The sequence below is a fragment of the Curtobacterium sp. MCLR17_045 genome, from assembly GCF_003234405.1.
Lineage (GTDB): Bacteria > Actinomycetota > Actinomycetes > Actinomycetales > Microbacteriaceae > Curtobacterium > Curtobacterium flaccumfaciens.
On sequence record NZ_QKTB01000014.1, the window covers coordinates 23,936 to 41,154 of the forward strand.

Below are 17,219 nucleotides of genomic sequence, written 5' to 3' on the forward strand. Positions count from 1 at the left end.
CGGGTCCCGAGAATAGAGTGGGCCGACAGCCCCACGAAAGGAGCGCCCGTGAGCCTGCTCGCCAGCATCACGTCGCCGCGCGACCTGAAGCGTCTCTCCGACGCGCAGATGACCGACCTCGCCGCCGAGATCCGGCGCTTCCTGGTCGCCGAGGTCGCGAAGACCGGTGGGCACCTCGGTCCGAACCTGGGCGTCGTGGAGCTGACGCTCGCGATGCACCGCGTGTTCGACTCGCCGAACGACCCGTTCGTCTTCGACACCGGGCACCAGTCGTACGTGCACAAGCTCGTCACGGGGCGCCAGGACTTCTCCAAGCTGCGCGAACGCGGCGGCATCGCCGGCTACCCGCAGCGGAGCGAGTCCGAGCACGACATCGTCGAGTCCTCGCACGCGTCGTCCTCGCTGTCGTGGGCGGACGGCATCTCCCGCGCGTTCGGGCAGACCGGGCAGACCGACCGCACCGTCGTCGCGGTGGTCGGGGACGGCGCCCTCACCGGCGGGATGACGTGGGAGGCGCTCAACAACATCTCCGACGACAACGACCGTCGACTGGTCATCGTCGTCAACGACAACGGCCGCTCGTACGCCCCGACGATCGGTGGCATGGCGCGGTTCCTGAGCTCCGTGCGCACCCGCCGCGAGTACCGGGCCCTGTACGAGGGCACGCAGGCCGTGGCGGCGCGGTTCGGCGCTCCGGGTCGTGCGGTGTACCGAGGCATGCGCGGGGGCCTGCACGGCTTCCTGTCGCGGCTGACGAACAACGAGGCGCTGTACTCGAACCTCGACATCAAGTACATCGGCCCGGTGAACGGGCACGACCAGCAGGCGATGGAGGCAGCACTCCGGCAGGCGAAGGAGTACGGCGCTCCCGTGATCGTGCACGCGATCACCGAGAAGGGCCACGGCTTCGAGCCCGCCCTGCGCGACCAGGCCGACCAGTTCCACGCCGTCGGACACATCGACCCGGAGACGGGGGAGTCGCTCGACGCCGCATCGGGCCCGTCGTGGACCTCGGTGTTCGCGTCCTCCTTGGCCGATGCCGGCGCCTCGGATCCTCGGATCGTCGCGATCACGGCGGCGATGCTCCGGCCGACCGGGCTCCACCTGTTCCAGGAGCAGCACCCCGACCGGGTCTACGACGTCGGCATCGCCGAGCAGCACGCCGTGACGACCGCCGCGGGCCTGGCCTACGGGGGACTCCACCCCGTGGTGGCGCTCTACGCGACGTTCCTGAACCGCGCGTTCGACCAGGTGCTGATGGACGTCGCCCTGCACAAGGCCGGCGTGACGTTCGTGCTCGACCGTGCCGGGATCACCGGCCCGGACGGCCCCTCCCACCACGGCATGTGGGACCTCGCGCTGCTGCAGGTCGTGCCGGGGATCCGGATCGCCGCACCCCGCGATGCTGCGACCCTCCGCGAGGAGTTCCGCGAGGCGATCGCCGTCGACGACGCCCCCACCGTGCTGCGGTGGTCGAAGGGGCAGGTGGGGCCGGACATTCCCGCGGTCCGTCGTCTCTCGGATGGTGTGGACGTCCTGCACGCAGCCGCGGACGACGTCGAGGACGTGCTCTTCGTCGCCGTCGGGTCGATGGTGCCGGTGGCGCTCGAGGCCGCGGCGCTGCTCGAGGCGCAGGGCATCGGCGTCACCGTCGTGGACCCGCGTTGGGTGGTGCCGATCCCGACGTCCCTGATGGAGCTCTCGCGGACGCACCGGCTCGTCATCACCATCGAGGACGGCGTGCGGGTCGGCGGCGTCGGGACCCGGCTGCGGCAGGACCTCCGTGCCGCCGGGGTCGACACCGGGGTCAACGAGCTCGGGCTGCCCGACGCGTTCATCGACCACGCGACCCGGTCGCAGATCCTCGCCGACGCAGGGCTGACGGCGCAGGCCATCGCCCGCGACGTCATCGACCAGGTCGTCGGGACGAAGTTGCCGCAGGCGAAGCCCGCGCGGTCCCGTGAGTCGGCGGCGTCCGACCGCTGACCGCTCGGCCGCGGCCGGCTGGTTCGGGTCCGGTCAGCAAAACACCGGTGTTCGCGCTCCACGCCGCGGTTTGCGGGTGTTCGGTGCGCGAACACCGGTGTTTTTCGTGCTGGGCCCTAGCGGGAAGCGGGGCCGACGATCCGTGGGTCGTGGAACGTGCCGCTGAAGACCCGCTCGGACGCACCGGAGCGGTCGAGGTACGGGCTGATGCCACCGGCCTGGAACGGGTACCCCGCACCGAGGATGAGCCCGAGGTCGATCTCCTCGACGTGCTCGACGACCCGGTCCTCGAGCATGCGGTGCAGCTCGTCGGCCAGGGCGTCCTCGAACCGGCGTTGCATCTCGGCGGCGTCGACGGGCTTCGCGTCCTTCTTGGACGGCGCGACGAGCTTCACGGCGGCGGGGTCGTACCCGGTCGCGTTGCCCTTCTTGTCGCGGGTCAGGATCGTCCCGTGCTCGGCGATCTTCTTCAGCCCGTCACCGGGGTAGAAGCGCTCCGGCCAGGCCGCGTGGTGCGAGTCGAGCACGTGCGCGCCGACCGGAAGCCCGACGAGCTCGAGCAGCTCGAACGGCGACATCGGCAGGCCGAGGGGCGCGGCACCCTGGGCGACGGTGTCGAACGAGGTCCCTTCCTCGACGCCACGCATCGCCTCGCCGAGCACCCGCGCGAGCACCCTGTTGACGACGAAGCCCGGCTGGTCCGCGGTGATGATCGCGGTCTTCTTCAGGGTCTTCGCGACGGCGAGAGCGGTGACGAGGGCCTCGTCCGAGGTCTTCGCCGCGCGCACCACCTCGAGCAGCGGCATGACCGCGACCGGGTTGAAGAAGTGGAAGCCGACGAGCCGCTCCGGGTTGGTGAGCACCGACGCCATCTCGTCGACGGAGAGCGACGACGTGTTCGTGGCGAGGATGGCGTCCGGCGCGATGACCTGCTCGATCTTCCGGAGGACCTCCTGCTTGACGGTCATCTCCTCGAAGACGGCCTCGATCACCCAGTCGGCGTCGGCGAAGGCGTCGTAGGACACCGAGCCGCTGACGAGTGCGGTGATGCGGTTCGCGTCGTCGGGGGAGATCCGGCCCTTGTCGAGCAGCTTCGCGACCTCGCCGCGGATCCGCTCGACGCCGGCGTCCACACGGGACTGGTCGACGTCGGTGATGACGACGGGGACGCCCAGACGTCGGGCGAACAGCAGCGCGAACTGCGACGCCATCAGCCCGGCGCCGAGGACGCCGACCTTCGTGATCTTCTTCGGCTCGACGCCCTCGGGAGCGCCGACGGGCTTCTTCGCACGCTTCTGCACGAGGTCGAAGGCGTACATCGACGCGGCGAACTGGTCGCCCGAGATGAGGTCGGCGAGGGCCTCGTCCTCGTCGGCGAACCGTTCGTCGAGCGAGCCCGACTTGGCGGCGGCCACGAGGTCGAGCGCCCGGAACGGCGACTTCGGCACGGTGCCGATCTTCGAGGCGACCTGTCCGCGGGCGACCTTGACGACGGTGCCCCAGGCAGCCTTCTCGAGCATGCCTGGTTCGTTCTTCCGCACCACCTTGGTCGTGCCGGTGATGACGCCGTCCGCCCAGGCCACGGCCGAGGGCAGGAACGTGACGGACGGGACGAGCACGTCGCCGATGCCGATCTCGACCGCGGCCGGGCCGTCCATCAGACGGTTGTTCTTGAGCGGGTTCTCGACGATGACGCGGAGCGCGCGCTCCGGACCGATCAGGCGGGGGAGCAGCGTCGCGCCGCCCCAGCCGGGGATGATGCCGAGGAACACCTCGGGCAGGCCGATGCCCTGCGCCGCGGACGAGAACGCCCGGTAGGTGCAGTGCAGGGCGATCTCGAGCCCACCGCCGAGCGCCAGGGTGTTCACGAACGCGAACGACGGCACCCCGAGGTCGGCGAACTTGCGGAGCGTGGCGTGCCCGAGGGCGGCCAGGTCGTGGGCGGCCTCGCGCGACGGGACCGCCGCTGCCTGCGACAGGTCGGCGCCGGCGGCGAAGCAGTACTCCTTGCCGGTGATCGCGACGCCATGGATCGTGCCCGCGGCGGCCTCGGTCTTCAGGGTGTCGAGCACGCCGGACAGCTCACGGAGCGTGCGGGGCCCGAGGGTGTTCGGCCGCTTGTAGTCCTTGCCGTTGTCGAGCGTGATGAGCGCCAGCGTGCCACCCGAGGGCATCGTGACGTGCTTGACGAACGAGTGCGTGACGACCTCGTCCTCGCTGAGTTCGGCCAGTCGGTCGTTGTCGACGATGGTCATGGTCACGCCCCCTTCCGAGCCGAACGCTCGGCCGACTTGCTGTGGTTCGGGTTCTCCCAGATGACGGTGCCGCCCTGGCCGAGCCCGATGCACATCGTGGTGATGCCGTACTTGACGTCCGGTCGCTCGGCGAACTGTGCGGCGAGCTGGTTCATCAGCCGGACACCACTCGACGCGAGCGGGTGGCCGACGGCGATCGCGCCGCCCCAGGCGTTCACGTTCGGGGAGTCCTGGGCGATGCCGTAGTTGTCGAGGAACGCGAGCACCTGGACGGCGAACGCCTCGTTGATCTCGAACAGGCCGATGTCGTCGATCGACAGCCCGGCCTTCGCCAGGGCCTTGTCGGTCGCGGGGACCGGCCCGACGCCCATGACCTCGGGCTCGACGCCGGCGAAGGCGAACGAGACCATGCGCATCTTCGTCGACAGCCCGTGCTGCTTCGCGCCGTCCTCGGACGCGAGCAGGCTCATGGTGGCACCGTCGTTCAGACCGGCGGCGTTGCCGGCGGTGACCCGTCCGTGGGGCCGGAACGGCGTCTTCAACGCGGCCAGCGCCTCCAGGGTGGTCCCCGGCCGCGGCGGCTCGTCGGTGCTGACGACGTCCCAGCCGTCGCCCTTGTTGACCTCGACCGGGATGACGTCCGGCTGGAGCTTGCCGTTCGCCCAGGCGGCGGCGTAGCGCTGCTGGGACTGGACGGCGTAGGCGTCCGTGCGGTCCTTCGTGATCGCGGGGAAGCGGTCGTGCAGGCGCTCGGCGGTGGCGCCCATGACGAGGGCGTCGCTCGAGACCATGCGCTCCGCGACGAAGCGCGGGTTCGGGTCGGCGTTGAAGCCCATCGGGTGCCGGCCCATGTGCTCGACACCACCGGCGATCGCGATGTCGGCGGCGCCGAAGGCGATGGCGCCGGCGAGCGTCGTGACGCTCGTCATGGCACCGGCGCACATGCGGTCGATCGCGTAGCCGGGCACCGACTTCGGCAGACCAGCGAGCATGCCGACGGTGCGCCCGAGCGTCAGCCCCTGGTCACCCTGCTGCGTGGTGGCCGCGACGGCGACGTCGTCCACCGCTGCGGTGTCGAAGGCGTTCCGGTCGAGCAGTCCGCGCATCGCGTGCACCGCGAGGTCGTCGGACCGGGTCTTCCAGAACACCCCCTTCTCGCCGGCTCGTCCGAACGGTGTGCGAACGCCGTCCACGAACACGACGTCTGATGCCTTTGGCAATCCGGGCCTCCCAGATCCTCATCGATCGGGCCGGAACGCAGGTCGCTCCGGCCTGGCCGGGCCTCGCCCGGCGACCCTCCCGACGCTATGCCCCCAGCCTGGGCGGCCGCATGCCGGTTGGGCAGTTCCTACGACTCGTCGTCGTCCGTCGCCGCGGGCCGCTGTGCAGCAGCCACAAAGGCCGAGGCGATGATCGACGCGAGTTCCTCGACCTGCCACGGGCGGGCGTCGTGCTCGGCGAGGGCGGCGCCGACCAGTTCGGTCGACGGCGGCGACGGCGGGGCCCACGACACGAGCCGGAGCGTCTCCGGCGTGAGCAGGTTCTCGAGCGGGATGTCGAGTTCCTCGGCACGCTTCGTCACCGCGGCGCGCGCGGCCTTGTACCGGCGGTCGGCGGCCGGGTTGCGGTCCGCCCAGGCGCGGGGCGGGGGCAGCGTCGCCTCGCCGCCACCGCGCAGACGGGGGAGGTCCTCGGTGGTGCGGCCTTCCTCGACGGCGGCCCACCAGCGGTCGAGCTCGGAACGGCTGGCGCGGCCCGTGAACGTCTTCAGCGCACCGAGTTCGGCGCGGGACTCGGGTGCAGCGGCCGCGGCGGCGACGATCGCCGAGTCGGGGATCGTGCGCCCGGGGGCGATGTCCGCCTGTCGGGCGTACTCGTCGCGAGCGAGCCAGAGCGACCGGGCGATCGCCAGTGCTCGCGCACCACGGAGCGCGTGCATGCCGGACAGGCGACGCCAGGGCTCGGCACGGGCGGGCTTCGGCGCACGGTGCAGGACCGCGTCGAACTCCTCCTGGGCGATCCGGGTCTTGCCGGCCTCGTCGAGCTTCTCGGCGAGGGCGTCGCGGAGGTCGGGCAGCAGCTCGACGTCGAGCGACGCGTAGACGAGCCACGACTGCGGCAGGGGACGGGTCGACCAGTCGGCGGCCGAGTGCGCCTTGGCCAGGGTGATGCCGAGCAGCTGCTCGACGACGGCGCCGAGGCCGACGCGGGGGAACCCGGCGATGCGGGCGCCGAGCTCGGTGTCGAAGATGCGCGTCGGGACGAGGCCGACCTCCTGCAGGCACGGCAGGTCCTGCGAGGCGGCGTGGAACAGCCACTCCTCGTCGACGATGGCGGTCTGCAGCTCCGAGAAGTCGCCGATCGGGATCGGGTCGAACAGGAACGCACCGGAACCGCGGCGGAAGACCTGGATCAGGTAGGCGCGCTGCGAGTAGCGGTAGCCGCTGGCGCGCTCGGCGTCGACCGCGACGGGGCCGTGGCCGGCGGCGATGGCGGCGACCGCCTCGAGGTAGTCCTCGCGCGTGTCGATGACCTTGACGGCGTCGTGCGATGCCTCGAAGGCAGGGCTGGCAGCGGCGGCGGCAGTCGGGCCGGCAGCGGCAGCGGCAGCGGCAGCAGTCGATCCGGCAGCCGTGGCTGCGGACGCAGCCGGGCCGGTCGATCCAGCGGCGTCCTGGGGAGCGGGGTCGGTCACTTGGCGAGCCTCCTCGGGGCCAGCAGGGTCACGCCGTCCGATGCGGGAGGCAGACCGGCGAGCATGGCGACGATGTCCTGCCAGGCCCGGACGTGTGCGGTGAGGTCGTCGCCGCGTGGTGTCCACGACGCGCGGAGTTCCAGCTGGGCGCCGTCGCCCTGTGCGGCGAGGTCGCCGTACCCGCGCGAGATGATCTTGGTGGCCGTGCCCGAGGCGTGGTCGTACGTCGCGCCGTGCGACTCGAGCGCGTCGACGAGCCAGCTCCACGTGACGTCGGCGACGAACTCGTCGACGCCGATCTCCGGCTCGAGCGGCGCCTGCGCGAACGAGACGACACGGAACGCGCCGCCCCAGCCCTCGGGTTCTTCCGGGTCGTACAGGGCGATGAACCGGCCGGTTCCCAGGTCCGACTCGACGCCGTGCGCGGTGCCGGACACGTCCGCCGCCAGGGCGATCGAGAACGGTGCGATCCGGGTCGGCGAGGGGATCTCGGTGACGGTGGTCTCGGCACGGCCGCTGCCGCCGGACACGAACGCGCGGAGCCGCGCGAAGGCGTCGGGCTCTCGGGTTTCGGACACACATGCAGACTAGGCTCCGGGCCATGTCTCGATCCGCGCGACCCGCCGAGGACGTCGTCCAGGAGACCGCTCGATCGGCCGGGTTCATCGCACTCGGCGCCGGTCTGGCAGCTGCCGCGGTGGGGACGGCCGTCATCGGTGGCTTCGTCGCCGCCGTCGCCCGTGCGGTCGTCACCCCCGACCGCAAGCGCAACGAACGCGTCCCGATCCACGCCGTCGACCCGGTCCGGAAGACCGTCACGATCGAGCGCACGGCCGACACCGAGCTGCAGGGCCGCTACTCGCTCTGGTTCGGCGGCGGCACCGGCCACATGCGCGTCGGCGAGGTCCTCGGCACGACCGACACCACCGTCACGCGCCGCATCATCGCGATCGACGCCGGCGACCCCACCGCCGCCCGTCGCGGTCGCTGGGGCGGCTGGTTCTACCTGACCCCGGGCGAGCTCGACGTGCCCGTCGAGGACGTCGACATCCCCACCCCGAACGGCCCTGCCCCCGCCTGGGTCGTCCGCGCCGACGACCCGGCAGCGCCCTGGGCCGTCCTCGTGCACGGCCGTGGCGTCACGCGTGCCGAGACGATCCGCGCCGTCCCCGTCTTCCGCGCCGCCGGGTACTCGGTCGTGCTCGCCTCGTGGCGGAACGACGGCGTCGCCCCACCGAGCGTCGACGGCCGCTACGGCCTCGGCAGCACCGAGTGGGAGGACATCGACTCCGTCCTCCGCTGGCTCACCGCGCAGGACGCCCAGAGCGTCGTGCTCATGGGCTGGTCGATGGGCGGCGCCGTCGTGCTGCAGACCCTGCTCCGCTCGCGCTTCGCCGGCCTGGTCGACGGGGTGGTGCTCGAGTCCCCGGTCGTCGACTGGCACGCGGTGCTGAAGTCGCAGAGCCAGCTCCTGCGTCTGCCACGTCCAGTCCGCAAGGTCGCGCAGCGGCTGCTCCGCACGCCGGTGCTGCACCGGCTCGCCGGGCTCCAGGCTCCTGTGGACCTGCGCGAGCTCGACATGGTCACGCGCTCCGACGAGCTCACGGTGCCGATCCTGCTGCTGCACAGCGACGACGACGGGTTCGTTCCGTCCTCGGCCTCGCACGACCTGGCCCGCGCGCGGCCCGACCTGGTGCGGCTCGAGATCCAGACCACGGCCCGGCACACCAAACTCTGGAACCACGACGCCGACTGGTTCGACGCCCGGATCCTCGCCTGGCTCACCGAGGTGGTCCAGCGGCGCGGGGCGGCCAGCGCGCGGTAGTCGCAACCGGAGGACGGACGGGAGGCGCGGTGCCAGCTGGCACCGCGCCTCCCGTCCGTCAGTGGGTCGCGTCTACGCGACCGCCGCCTGCACCTGCCGCTGCACGCGTCCGAGCATGCCCACCATGCCGCGGATACGCAGCGGGCTGACCGCCTCGGACAGGCCGATGGTCAGTGGGTAGTCCGTCGGGACGGCGAGCACCTGCTCGACGGTGAGGCCGGAGAGGCCCTGCGCCAGGATCGAGGCGAAGCCGCGGGTGGTCGGTGCCTCGCGCGGGGCGGTGGCGTGCATCCGGACCACGTCCGGGGCGTCGCCGTCCTCGCCCACCGTCACGGTGATGAAGACGGGGGACTGGCACTCCTCGACCCGTTCGAGCTCGTCCTCGTGCCCCTGCAGGCGTTCGGGCAGCGCAGGCAGCTCGTTCGAGAACTCGAGCAGGAGCTGCAGGCGGTCCTTCTGGCCCAGGGCGAGGAAGTCGTCGCGGATCTCGGCGAGGGTGGCGGGGAGTGGTTCGTCGGTGCTGGCGTTCATCGGTTCGGAACAGTACCCGGCTCGGATCCCTGCACGATGGGGACGCGGACGGCGCTGCCCCACTCGGTCCACGAGCCGTCGTAGTTGCGGACGTTGTCGTAGCCGAGCAGGTGCTGCAGGACGAACCAGGTGTGGCTCGAGCGCTCACCGATGCGGCAGTAGGCGATCACCTCGTCGGCGTCACCGATGCCGGCGCCATCACGGTAGACGGCGTCGAGCTCGTCGCGCGACTTGAAGGTGCCGTCGGGAGCGGCGGCCGTCGCCCAGGGGATGTTCACGGCGGTGGGGACGTGGCCGCCGCGCAGCGCACCCTCTTCCGGGTAGTCGGGCGCGGTCGTGCGCTCCCCGCTGTACTCCGGGGCGCTGCGGACGTCGATGAGCGGCTTGCCGAGGTGCGCGAGGACGTCGTCCTTGAAGGCGCGGACGGGCTCGTCGTGCCGCTCGACGACGGGGTACTCGACGGGCGTGACCGGGGTCTCGTCGGTGGTCAGGGCGCGGTCCTCGGCGATCCACTTGCCGCGACCGCCGTCGAGCAGGCGGACGTCCTCGTGGCCGAACAGGGTGAACACCCAGAGGGCGTACGCCGCCCACCAGTTGTTCTTGTCGCCGTAGATCACGACGGTGGTGTCGCGGCCGATGCCCTTGCCGCCGAGGAGCTCGGCGAAGGCCGCGCCGTCGATGTAGTCGCGCTGCACCGGGTCGTTGAGGTCGGTGTGCCAGTCGATCTTCACGGCGCCCGGGATGTGGCCCGTCTCGTAGAGCAGGACGTCCTCGTCGGACTCGACGACCACCAGGTCGGGGGCGCCGGCCCCGGCGTCGAGTTGCTCCTGCAGCCACTCGGTGGAGACGAGGCGCTCCGGGTGCGCGTAGGCGGCGAACTTCTCGGACGGGTCGACCGGTGCGGTCATCGGGGGTACCTCCAGGGGTGCGGGGGAGCGTGGTGCGGGGCGAGCGTGGTGCGGGGCGGGCTTGGTGCCCGGGTGCGTGCTGCCGGTGCCGGACTAGGATCGGGCGTCGGTGCCTGTGGGCAACGGTACGCGGACGTACCGTGCTCCTGACGCAACGTGACACCCCACGACATGCTTCCCGGAAGGGTTCCCCGATTGCCCGCTCACCTCGTCGACCGTGATCCCCAGGTGACGCCGCAGCAGATGGCTGCAGCGCTCGTGCCCCCGCCGCAGTTCACGGACGCGTCGTTCGACTCGTACCGGCCGGACCCGGACTACGACTCGCAGGCCTCGGTCCGCGATGCCGTCGCCGCGTTCGTGGCCGCCGGTCCGACGGAGGCCCCGCGGCGCGGGCTGTTCGGGCGCCGGAAGCAGGCGGCGGAACCCGCGGCGAAGTCCGGTGTGTACCTGGACGGCGGGTTCGGTGTCGGCAAGACCCACCTGCTCGCAGCCGCCTACCACGCGGCCACCGGCCGGAAGACCTTCGGCACCTTCATCGAGTACACCGCGCTCGTGGGCGCCCTGGGGTTCCAGGGCACGGTCGACCTGCTCCGCGGCACCGCACTGGTGTGCATCGACGAGTTCGAGCTCGACGACCCGGGCGACACGATGGTGATGACCCGGCTCATCAAGGAACTGACCGAGACCGGCACCCGCTTCGCCGCGACGTCGAACACGCCCCCGGGAGCCCTGGGCGAGGGACGCTTCGCCGCGCAGGACTTCCTGCGCGAGATCCAGGCGATGTCGGACCGCTTCGACACCATGCGCATCGACGGCCTCGACTACCGCCGACGTGCCGTGGACGAGTCGGCGCAGGTGGTGTCCGACGTGCCCGCCGCGCTGCCGTCCGGCTCCGTGACGCTCGACGACTTCGGTGCGGTGGTCGCGCACCTGGGTTCCGTGCACCCGTCGAAGTACGTCGCGCTGGTCGAGGACCTCGACGCCGTCGGGCTCACCGACGTCCGGGCGTTCACCGACCAGACCGATGCGCTGCGCTGGGTCGCCCTGGTGGACCGTCTGTACGACGCGCAGGTGCGCATCGTCGCGTCGGGCACCCCGCTCGACCAGGTGTACCCCGACGTGATGCTCGAGGGCGGGTACCGCAAGAAGTACCTGCGCGCGGCGTCCCGCGTGGTGGCGCTCACCCGCGCCTGAGCGTCGCTCGCCGTCAGACCGATCTGTCCACGGCGGTCTCCTGCCCCTCGTGCAGGGGACATCGGGCCTTCGGAAACACGACGTTTACAAACGGCGCGGTGGCGTTACATCCGCGAAACAGTTCGTGCTCCCTCGTGAAACCTCGCCTCGCCAGACTCTGTGACACCCGAGGCGGTCCAAGAGCCGCTCGTGCAATCGAGAGGTGAGCAGATGCTTGATCAGGGCAACACGACGTTCGTGTTGGTGATGGCTGCGCTGGTGTTGTTCATGACACCCGGCCTGGCCTTCTTCTACGGCGGCTTGGTGAAGGCCAAGTCCGTCATCTCCATGATGATGATGTCGTTCGGTGCGATCGCGCTCGTGAGCGTGCTCTGGGTGGTCTACGGCTACGCGATCGCCTTCGCCAACCACGGCGACGGCACGGCGGTCTCCGGTGTGGTCGGGTTCTTCAGCATCGACTGGAACCAGATCGGCCTCGGCCAGGCCTTCGAGGAAGCGCAGTCCTCGAACATCCAGGCGGCGTACCCGTCCATGGCCTTCGTCGGCTTCCAGGCGACGTTCGCGATCATCACCGTCGCGCTCATCTCCGGCGCCATCGCCGACCGCGCCAAGTTCGGCGCCTGGATGGTCTTCGCCGGCGTCTGGGTCACGGTCGTCTACTTCCCGGTCGCCTCGTGGGTCTTCAACCTGACCTCGGGCTGGGCCGCCACGTGGGGCGTCATCGACTTCGCCGGTGGCACCGCGGTGCACATCAACGCCGGTGCAGCGGGTCTCGCCCTGGCTATCGTGCTCGGCAAGCGCGTCGGCTTCGCCAAGGGTGCGCACAAGCCGCACAACCCGCCCTTCGTCCTGCTCGGTGCCGCCATCCTGTGGTTCGGCTGGTTCGGCTTCAACGCCGGCTCCGAGGGCGCTGCTGACGGCATCGCCGCGATCGCCTGGGTGAACACCCTCGCCGCCCCGGCCGCCGCCATCCTCGGCTGGCTGCTCATCGAGAAGCTCAAGGACGGCAAGGCCACCTCCGTCGGAGCCGCCTCGGGCGCCGTCACCGGCCTCGTCGCGATCACCCCGGCCTGTGCCGCGCTGACCCCGGGCTGGGGCATCCTCCTCGGCTTCCTCGCCGGCATCGTCTGCTGCTTCGCGATCGACTGGAAGTACCGTCTCGGCTTCGACGACTCGCTCGACGTGGTCGGCGTCCACCTGGTCGGCGGCATCTTCGGCACGCTGTTCCTCGGCTTCTTCGCCAACGACACCGGCCTGATCTACTCGGGCTCGTTCGAGCAGCTCGGCAAGCAGGCGGCCGCCGCGGGCGCCGTCGGCGCGTACTCGTTCGTCCTGGCCTTCGTCATCGGCTGGATCATCGAGAAGACGATGGGCTTCCGCGTCAAGACCGAGGACGAGGTCGCCGGCATCGACACGGCGGTCCACGGCGAAGAGGGCTACGTCCTCTACGAGCAGACCGACGACAGCCCGGTCAGCGTCCGCTAGTCACCAGGCAGCACCCGCACGACGACGGGCCCCGCGCACACAGCAGCGCGGGGCCCGTCGTCGTTGCGCTGGTCGCGTTCTCGACGTGACCACGGACAGGAGGCGCGGTGCGGGTCCGACCCGCACCGCGCCTCCCGGCTGTGCCCTGCTTTCCGGGCTCAGCTCACCACGCGTAGTCCTCCGGCGAGGTCTCGTGCCCCGGGAAGATCTCGTCGAGACGGTCCAGCGCACGCTGGTCGAGGCGGATGTCGACGGCGCGGACCGCGGACTCCCACTGCTCCATCGTGCGCGGACCGGTGATCGGCGCGGTGACGCCGGGCTGGTGCAGCAGCCAGGCGAGGGCCAGCTCGCCGGGCGTGTGGCCGAGCTCCTTCGCGAACGACTCGTACGACTGCAGCTGGTCACGGTGCGCGTCGACGTACTCGGCGCTGCGGCCGGACAGACGGCGGGAGCCGTTCTCGGTCTTCTCGATGACGCCGCCGAGCAGACCGCCCTGCAGCGGCGACCAGGGGATCACGCCGAGGCCGTACGCGCGGGCGGCGGGCAGGACCTCGCGCTCGACGTCGCGGACCACGAGGTTGTAGATCGACTGCTCGCTGACCAGGCCGAAGGTGTTCCGGCGCTTCGCTGCCTCCTGCGCCTGGGCGATGTGCCACCCGGCGAAGTTCGACGAGCCGACGTACAGGACCTTGCCCTGCTGCACGGCGACGTCGATCGCCTGCCAGATCTCGTCCCACGGCGTCGCACGGTCGACGTGGTGGAACTGGTACAGGTCGATGTGGTCGGTCTGCAGCCGCTGCAGGCTCGCGTCGAGCGACTGCCGGATGTTCAGGGCGCTGAGCTTGCCGCCGTTCGGCCAGTCGGTCATCTCGCCGTAGACCTTCGTGGCGAGGACCGTCTTCTCGCGGCGACCGCCACCCTTGGCGAACCACCGTCCGATGATCTCCTCGGTGGCACCCTTGCCCACCGAGCCGCCGTAGCCGTTGGCGGTGTCGAAGAAGTTGACGCCGAGCTCGTGGGCCCGGTCCATGATCGCGTGCGAGTCGTCCTCGCTGGTCTCCGGGCCGAAGTTCATCGTGCCGAGCACGGCGCGGGAGACGGACAGACCGGTGCGACCGAGGTGTGTGTAGTCCATGAGACGGGTCTACTCGTGACGCCCTGGTGGCGCCAGGCCCTGGGAGTACCGGTCGAGTGGTGGGGAGTAGTCAGGAGGGACCACTCGAGAGGAGCAGCCATGCCAGCCAATGACGAGATCCCCAGCACCCTGCAGCGGTCCCCGGAGCACGCGCAGGAGATCTTCGAGAAGACACTGGACTCGGCGAACGAGACGTACGGCCCGGGTGAGCGGGCGCACCGCACGGCCTTCGCCGCCGTGAAGCACGAGTACGAGAAGGTCGGCGACCACTGGGAGGAGAAGGAGTCCTCCGGGCCGTCCGACTCCGGTGCCGCCGGTTCGCGTGGTGCTGGCTCGGGCTCATCCGGGAAGACCGAGGGCGGTGTCGACGCGAATGCCTCGAAGGCGCACCTCATGGACGTCGCGAAGCGGCTCGACGTCAGCGGCCGCTCCAAGATGACGAAGGACGAGCTGGTCGAGGCGATCGGCAAGGCGAACGACCGCGCGACCGCTGCCGCGCGGAAGTGACCGTGGGGCGTGCCGTGCATGCCCCGCTCGGCATGCGGCGGTGGGGTGAGGGGGTAACGTGCCGACGATGAACATCCCAGCACTCCGCGGCAGCCGGATCCTCGGGTTCGGACACCACCAGCCCGAACGCGTCCTGACCAACGACGAGCTCTCGACGATGGTCGACACGAACGACGAGTGGATCCGCACCCGCACCGGGATCCAGACCCGTCGGATCGCCGGTCCCGACGACACCGTCACGTCGTTGGCCATCGAGGCCGGACGCCGTGCCCTCGCCGACGCCGGGGTGTCGCCCTCGGCCGTCGGACTCGTCATCGTCGCCTCCACCACCCACCAGGACCGCGCCCCGTACACGGCAGGCCGCGTTGCCGCTGCACTGGGCATGACGAACGGACCGGCGCCGATCGACATCAACACCGCGTGCAGCGGGTTCGAGTACGCGCTCGGGCTCGCCGACCAGTCCATCCGCACCGGTTCGGCCGACATCGCGCTCGTCATCGGGTCCGAGGTGCTGTCCGGCATCGCCGACTGGACCGACCGGTCGACGTGCGTGCTCGTCGGTGACGGGGCCGGTGCCGCCGTGCTCGGGGTCGCCGAGACGCCCGAGATCGGCCCGGTGTCGTGGGGGAGCGTGCCGCACCTGCTCGACGCCGTGCGTGTCGAAGGGTCGCCGGGGCGCTTCAACCAGGAGGGTCGCTCGATCTACCGGTGGGCCATCACCGAGGCCGAGGGGCACGCCCGCAAGGTCGTCGAGGCCGCCGGACTCACGATGGACGACATCGAGGTGTTCGCGTTCCACCAGGCGAACCTGCGGATCATCGAGCCGCTCGTCACCGCGCTCGGCGGGGAGTCCAAGTTCGTCATCCGGGACGTCGTCGAGTCCGGGAACACCTCGGCCGCCAGCGTGCCGCTCGGGCTCTCGAAGGCGTGGGAGCGTGGCGACCTCCCGGAGGGGGTACCGGCCCTGCTGTTCGGGTTCGGCGGCGGGTTCGCCCACGCCGGGCAGGTCGTGACGACGCCGGTGCGGTCCTTCTAGGACACGGAATTCGACACAGACACAGGGACGGCCCGGGCAGCGTGCCCGGGCCGTTCTGCGTCAGCGCTTCGGACGCTGGTTCAGCGCTTCGCGCAAGGGTTCATCGCTTCGAGCGGGGGTCGTCCTGCCCCGGCTCGGTCCAGAGGTCCTGGTCCTTGCCCGCGCCGCGCTTCCACGGCAGGGCACGCCGGGTCTTCTCGGCAGTCGGTGTGACCGTCAGCACGATCGGGAACTCCGCCGGCGGCATGCCGAACCCCGTCCGCGACGCCTGGATCACCTTGCGGCCCAGGGCGTGGTTCCCCAGACCGCCGACGGCCGCTCCGATGCCGAACGGGAGCGCGCGGCCGAGGACCGAACCGCCCTGCCGGATGGCGAAGCGCTTGATGAACTGGTCGCGGACCTGTCCGCCGATGCCGTTGACGACCTGCTTCGGCAGCGAGGACGTCACCATCTCGCCCCAGAACGCCGTCCGGGCCTGCCCGCCGACAGCCTGGCCGGCGAGCTGCTTGATGAGCTGGGTGCCCGGTGCGCCGAGGATCATGGCCATCACCAGCGTGCGGGCGCGCTCCGGGTCGTCCAGCGCGATGCCGTGCACCTCGGTCACCGACTGTGCGAACAGTGCGGTGGTCTCCAGGAACCCGACCGTCTCGGCGCCGCTCAGTCCGAGCGCAGCGGCCATCCCGACGCCGGGGATCACCGCGCTCGCACCGACCGCGGCACCGCCGGTCGTCACCGCTGCCAGGTACTGCCGCTCGAGGATCTGGATCACCTCGGCGGGGGTCGCGTCGGGCTTGCGGCGACGGATCGCGTTGACGTGCGCGACCACGACGGGACGCTGCACACTGATGACCCGATCGAGCCACTTCGCCCAGCCCGTGGGCTGGACCTGCTGCGTTCGGGGGTCGGACGTGGTGGGGGAGACCGGTGCGGTCGGCAGGGGCACGATCGACTGGTCCTTCGGGGCGCGGGCCATGCGATCACCGTACGCCGCACACGTGAGAGGCTCGCTGGATGGACACCGACCCCGCGCAGCGAGCACTCAACGACGCCCGTCGTGCGGCCGGATTCCTGACCGTCCGGCAGGTGGCCGCTCTCTCGCCCGAGGTCCGGGTCCTCGATCCGGCGTCCGTCCTGATCGGGGTTGGCGTGTCGATCCTGCCCGGAGTGCAGCTGTACCCGTCCACGACGCTCGAGACCCGGCACGGTGGGGCGATCACGCTGGCTGCCGGTGCCCGCCTGGGCCCCGGACCCGTGACCGTCGTCGCGTCTGCGGCGACGGTGCACATCGGGGAGGGCGCCGAACTCGGCCCGGGCCCCGTCACCGTCGTCGCGGACGGGGCCGACGTTGTGATCGGTGGTCGAGCTCGCCTGACGGCCGGGTGTCTCGTCGAGGGGCCGGCGCGGATCGGCGCGGGCGCGCAGGTGCTCGGTCAGGTGTCCGTGCGTGACGTCGAGCTCGAGGACGGCGGCGACCACCGCGAACCCGACCCGGACCACCGCGGCGGCGTGGTCAAGGGCACCGGGCCGGTCCGTGGGGTGCGCGTGGGGCTCGGCGAGGTCGTGGTCGGTGGGGCAATGGACATCGGGGCATCCTCCGGTCGGCCGCGGATCGAGCGTCAGCGCACGTACCACCCGGATGCGCCACGGCGCCCGCACTGATCG

15 protein-coding genes are annotated in these 17,219 nt (G+C 71.2%); 7 read left to right on the top strand and 8 right to left on the bottom strand.

Annotated features, from left to right (window positions below; genetic code table 11):
• Window positions 1–48 precede the first annotated feature (48 nt).
• Complete coding sequence (dxs, locus tag DEJ05_RS10510) at window positions 49–1,986, top strand: 1-deoxy-D-xylulose-5-phosphate synthase (protein ID WP_111110378.1); 1,938 nt, start codon at window positions 49–51, stop codon at window positions 1,984–1,986.
• 116 nt (window positions 1,987–2,102) lie between these two features.
• Here dxs and DEJ05_RS10515 read toward each other — a convergent pair whose 3' ends face one another.
• From DEJ05_RS10515 to DEJ05_RS10530, 4 genes are all read right to left on the bottom strand, one after another.
• Window positions 2,103–4,241 (bottom strand): 3-hydroxyacyl-CoA dehydrogenase NAD-binding domain-containing protein, encoded by a 2,139-nt coding sequence (locus tag DEJ05_RS10515; RefSeq protein WP_111110379.1) that lies wholly within the window; start codon window positions 4,239–4,241, stop codon window positions 2,103–2,105.
• A 2-nt stretch (window positions 4,242–4,243) separates the two neighbouring features.
• A complete protein-coding gene (locus DEJ05_RS10520; protein ID WP_111030148.1) occupies window positions 4,244–5,461 on the bottom strand; it encodes a thiolase family protein in 1,218 nt (405 codons plus the stop codon).
• A gap of 128 nt (window positions 5,462–5,589) precedes the next feature.
• On the bottom strand, window positions 5,590–6,936 hold the full coding sequence (locus DEJ05_RS10525; RefSeq protein ID WP_375334590.1) for a ribonuclease D: 1,347 nt from the start codon (window positions 6,934–6,936) through the stop codon (window positions 5,590–5,592).
• A complete protein-coding gene (locus tag DEJ05_RS10530; RefSeq protein ID WP_017886108.1) occupies window positions 6,933–7,514 on the bottom strand; it encodes a DUF3000 domain-containing protein in 582 nt (193 codons plus the stop codon). Before DEJ05_RS10530 ends, DEJ05_RS10525 begins: the two co-directional genes overlap by 4 nt.
• A 23-nt stretch (window positions 7,515–7,537) precedes the next feature.
• Between DEJ05_RS10530 and DEJ05_RS10535 the strand changes: the two genes are divergently transcribed.
• Window positions 7,538–8,761 carry an alpha/beta fold hydrolase gene (locus DEJ05_RS10535; protein WP_181433183.1) on the top strand — a complete coding sequence of 408 codons (1,224 nt, stop codon included), beginning with the start codon at window positions 7,538–7,540 and terminating at the stop codon, window positions 8,759–8,761.
• A gap of 72 nt (window positions 8,762–8,833) precedes the next feature.
• On the opposite strand, the gene DEJ05_RS10540 is transcribed toward DEJ05_RS10535, so the two are convergent.
• Window positions 8,834–9,292, bottom strand: a complete 459-nt coding sequence (locus DEJ05_RS10540) for a SufE family protein (RefSeq protein ID WP_111110380.1) — start codon at window positions 9,290–9,292, stop codon at window positions 8,834–8,836.
• On the bottom strand, window positions 9,289–10,200 hold the full coding sequence (locus DEJ05_RS10545; protein ID WP_111057222.1) for a sulfurtransferase: 912 nt from the start codon (window positions 10,198–10,200) through the stop codon (window positions 9,289–9,291). Before DEJ05_RS10545 ends, DEJ05_RS10540 begins: the two co-directional genes overlap by 4 nt.
• Before the next feature lie 171 nt (window positions 10,201–10,371).
• On the opposite strand from DEJ05_RS10545, the gene zapE reads away from it, so the two are divergent.
• Together zapE and DEJ05_RS10555 are read left to right on the top strand one after the other, a co-directional pair.
• Complete coding sequence (zapE, locus tag DEJ05_RS10550) at window positions 10,372–11,394, top strand: cell division protein ZapE (RefSeq protein WP_111030005.1); 1,023 nt, start codon at window positions 10,372–10,374, stop codon at window positions 11,392–11,394.
• Window positions 11,395–11,604: 210 nt separating this feature from the next.
• The gene (locus tag DEJ05_RS10555) at window positions 11,605–12,879 is read left to right on the top strand and encodes an ammonium transporter (protein WP_111030006.1); all 1,275 of its coding nucleotides are present in this window, start codon (window positions 11,605–11,607) and stop codon (window positions 12,877–12,879) included.
• 163 nt (window positions 12,880–13,042) lie between these two features.
• On the opposite strand, the gene DEJ05_RS10560 is transcribed toward DEJ05_RS10555, so the two are convergent.
• Window positions 13,043–14,014, bottom strand: coding sequence for an aldo/keto reductase (locus DEJ05_RS10560; protein ID WP_071403939.1), 972 nt, complete (start codon window positions 14,012–14,014; stop codon window positions 13,043–13,045).
• A gap of 99 nt (window positions 14,015–14,113) precedes the next feature.
• On the opposite strand from DEJ05_RS10560, the gene DEJ05_RS10565 reads away from it, so the two are divergent.
• Together DEJ05_RS10565 and DEJ05_RS10570 are read left to right on the top strand one after the other, a co-directional pair.
• Window positions 14,114–14,521 (top strand): ChaB family protein, encoded by a 408-nt coding sequence (locus DEJ05_RS10565; RefSeq protein ID WP_111110381.1) that lies wholly within the window; start codon window positions 14,114–14,116, stop codon window positions 14,519–14,521.
• 67 nt (window positions 14,522–14,588) lie between these two features.
• Window positions 14,589–15,557, top strand: coding sequence for a beta-ketoacyl-ACP synthase III (locus DEJ05_RS10570; protein WP_111110382.1), 969 nt, complete (start codon window positions 14,589–14,591; stop codon window positions 15,555–15,557).
• Window positions 15,558–15,657: 100 nt separating this feature from the next.
• Here the strand turns inward: DEJ05_RS10570 and DEJ05_RS10575 are convergent, their stop codons facing one another.
• The gene (locus DEJ05_RS10575; protein WP_181440704.1) at window positions 15,658–16,530 is read right to left on the bottom strand and encodes a hypothetical protein; all 873 of its coding nucleotides are present in this window, start codon (window positions 16,528–16,530) and stop codon (window positions 15,658–15,660) included.
• A gap of 38 nt (window positions 16,531–16,568) precedes the next feature.
• Here DEJ05_RS10575 and DEJ05_RS10580 point away from each other — a divergent pair, with 38 nt between their 5' ends.
• Complete coding sequence (locus tag DEJ05_RS10580; RefSeq protein ID WP_111110383.1) at window positions 16,569–17,216, top strand: hypothetical protein; 648 nt, start codon at window positions 16,569–16,571, stop codon at window positions 17,214–17,216.
• The last annotated feature ends 3 nt before the right edge of the window (window positions 17,217–17,219 follow it).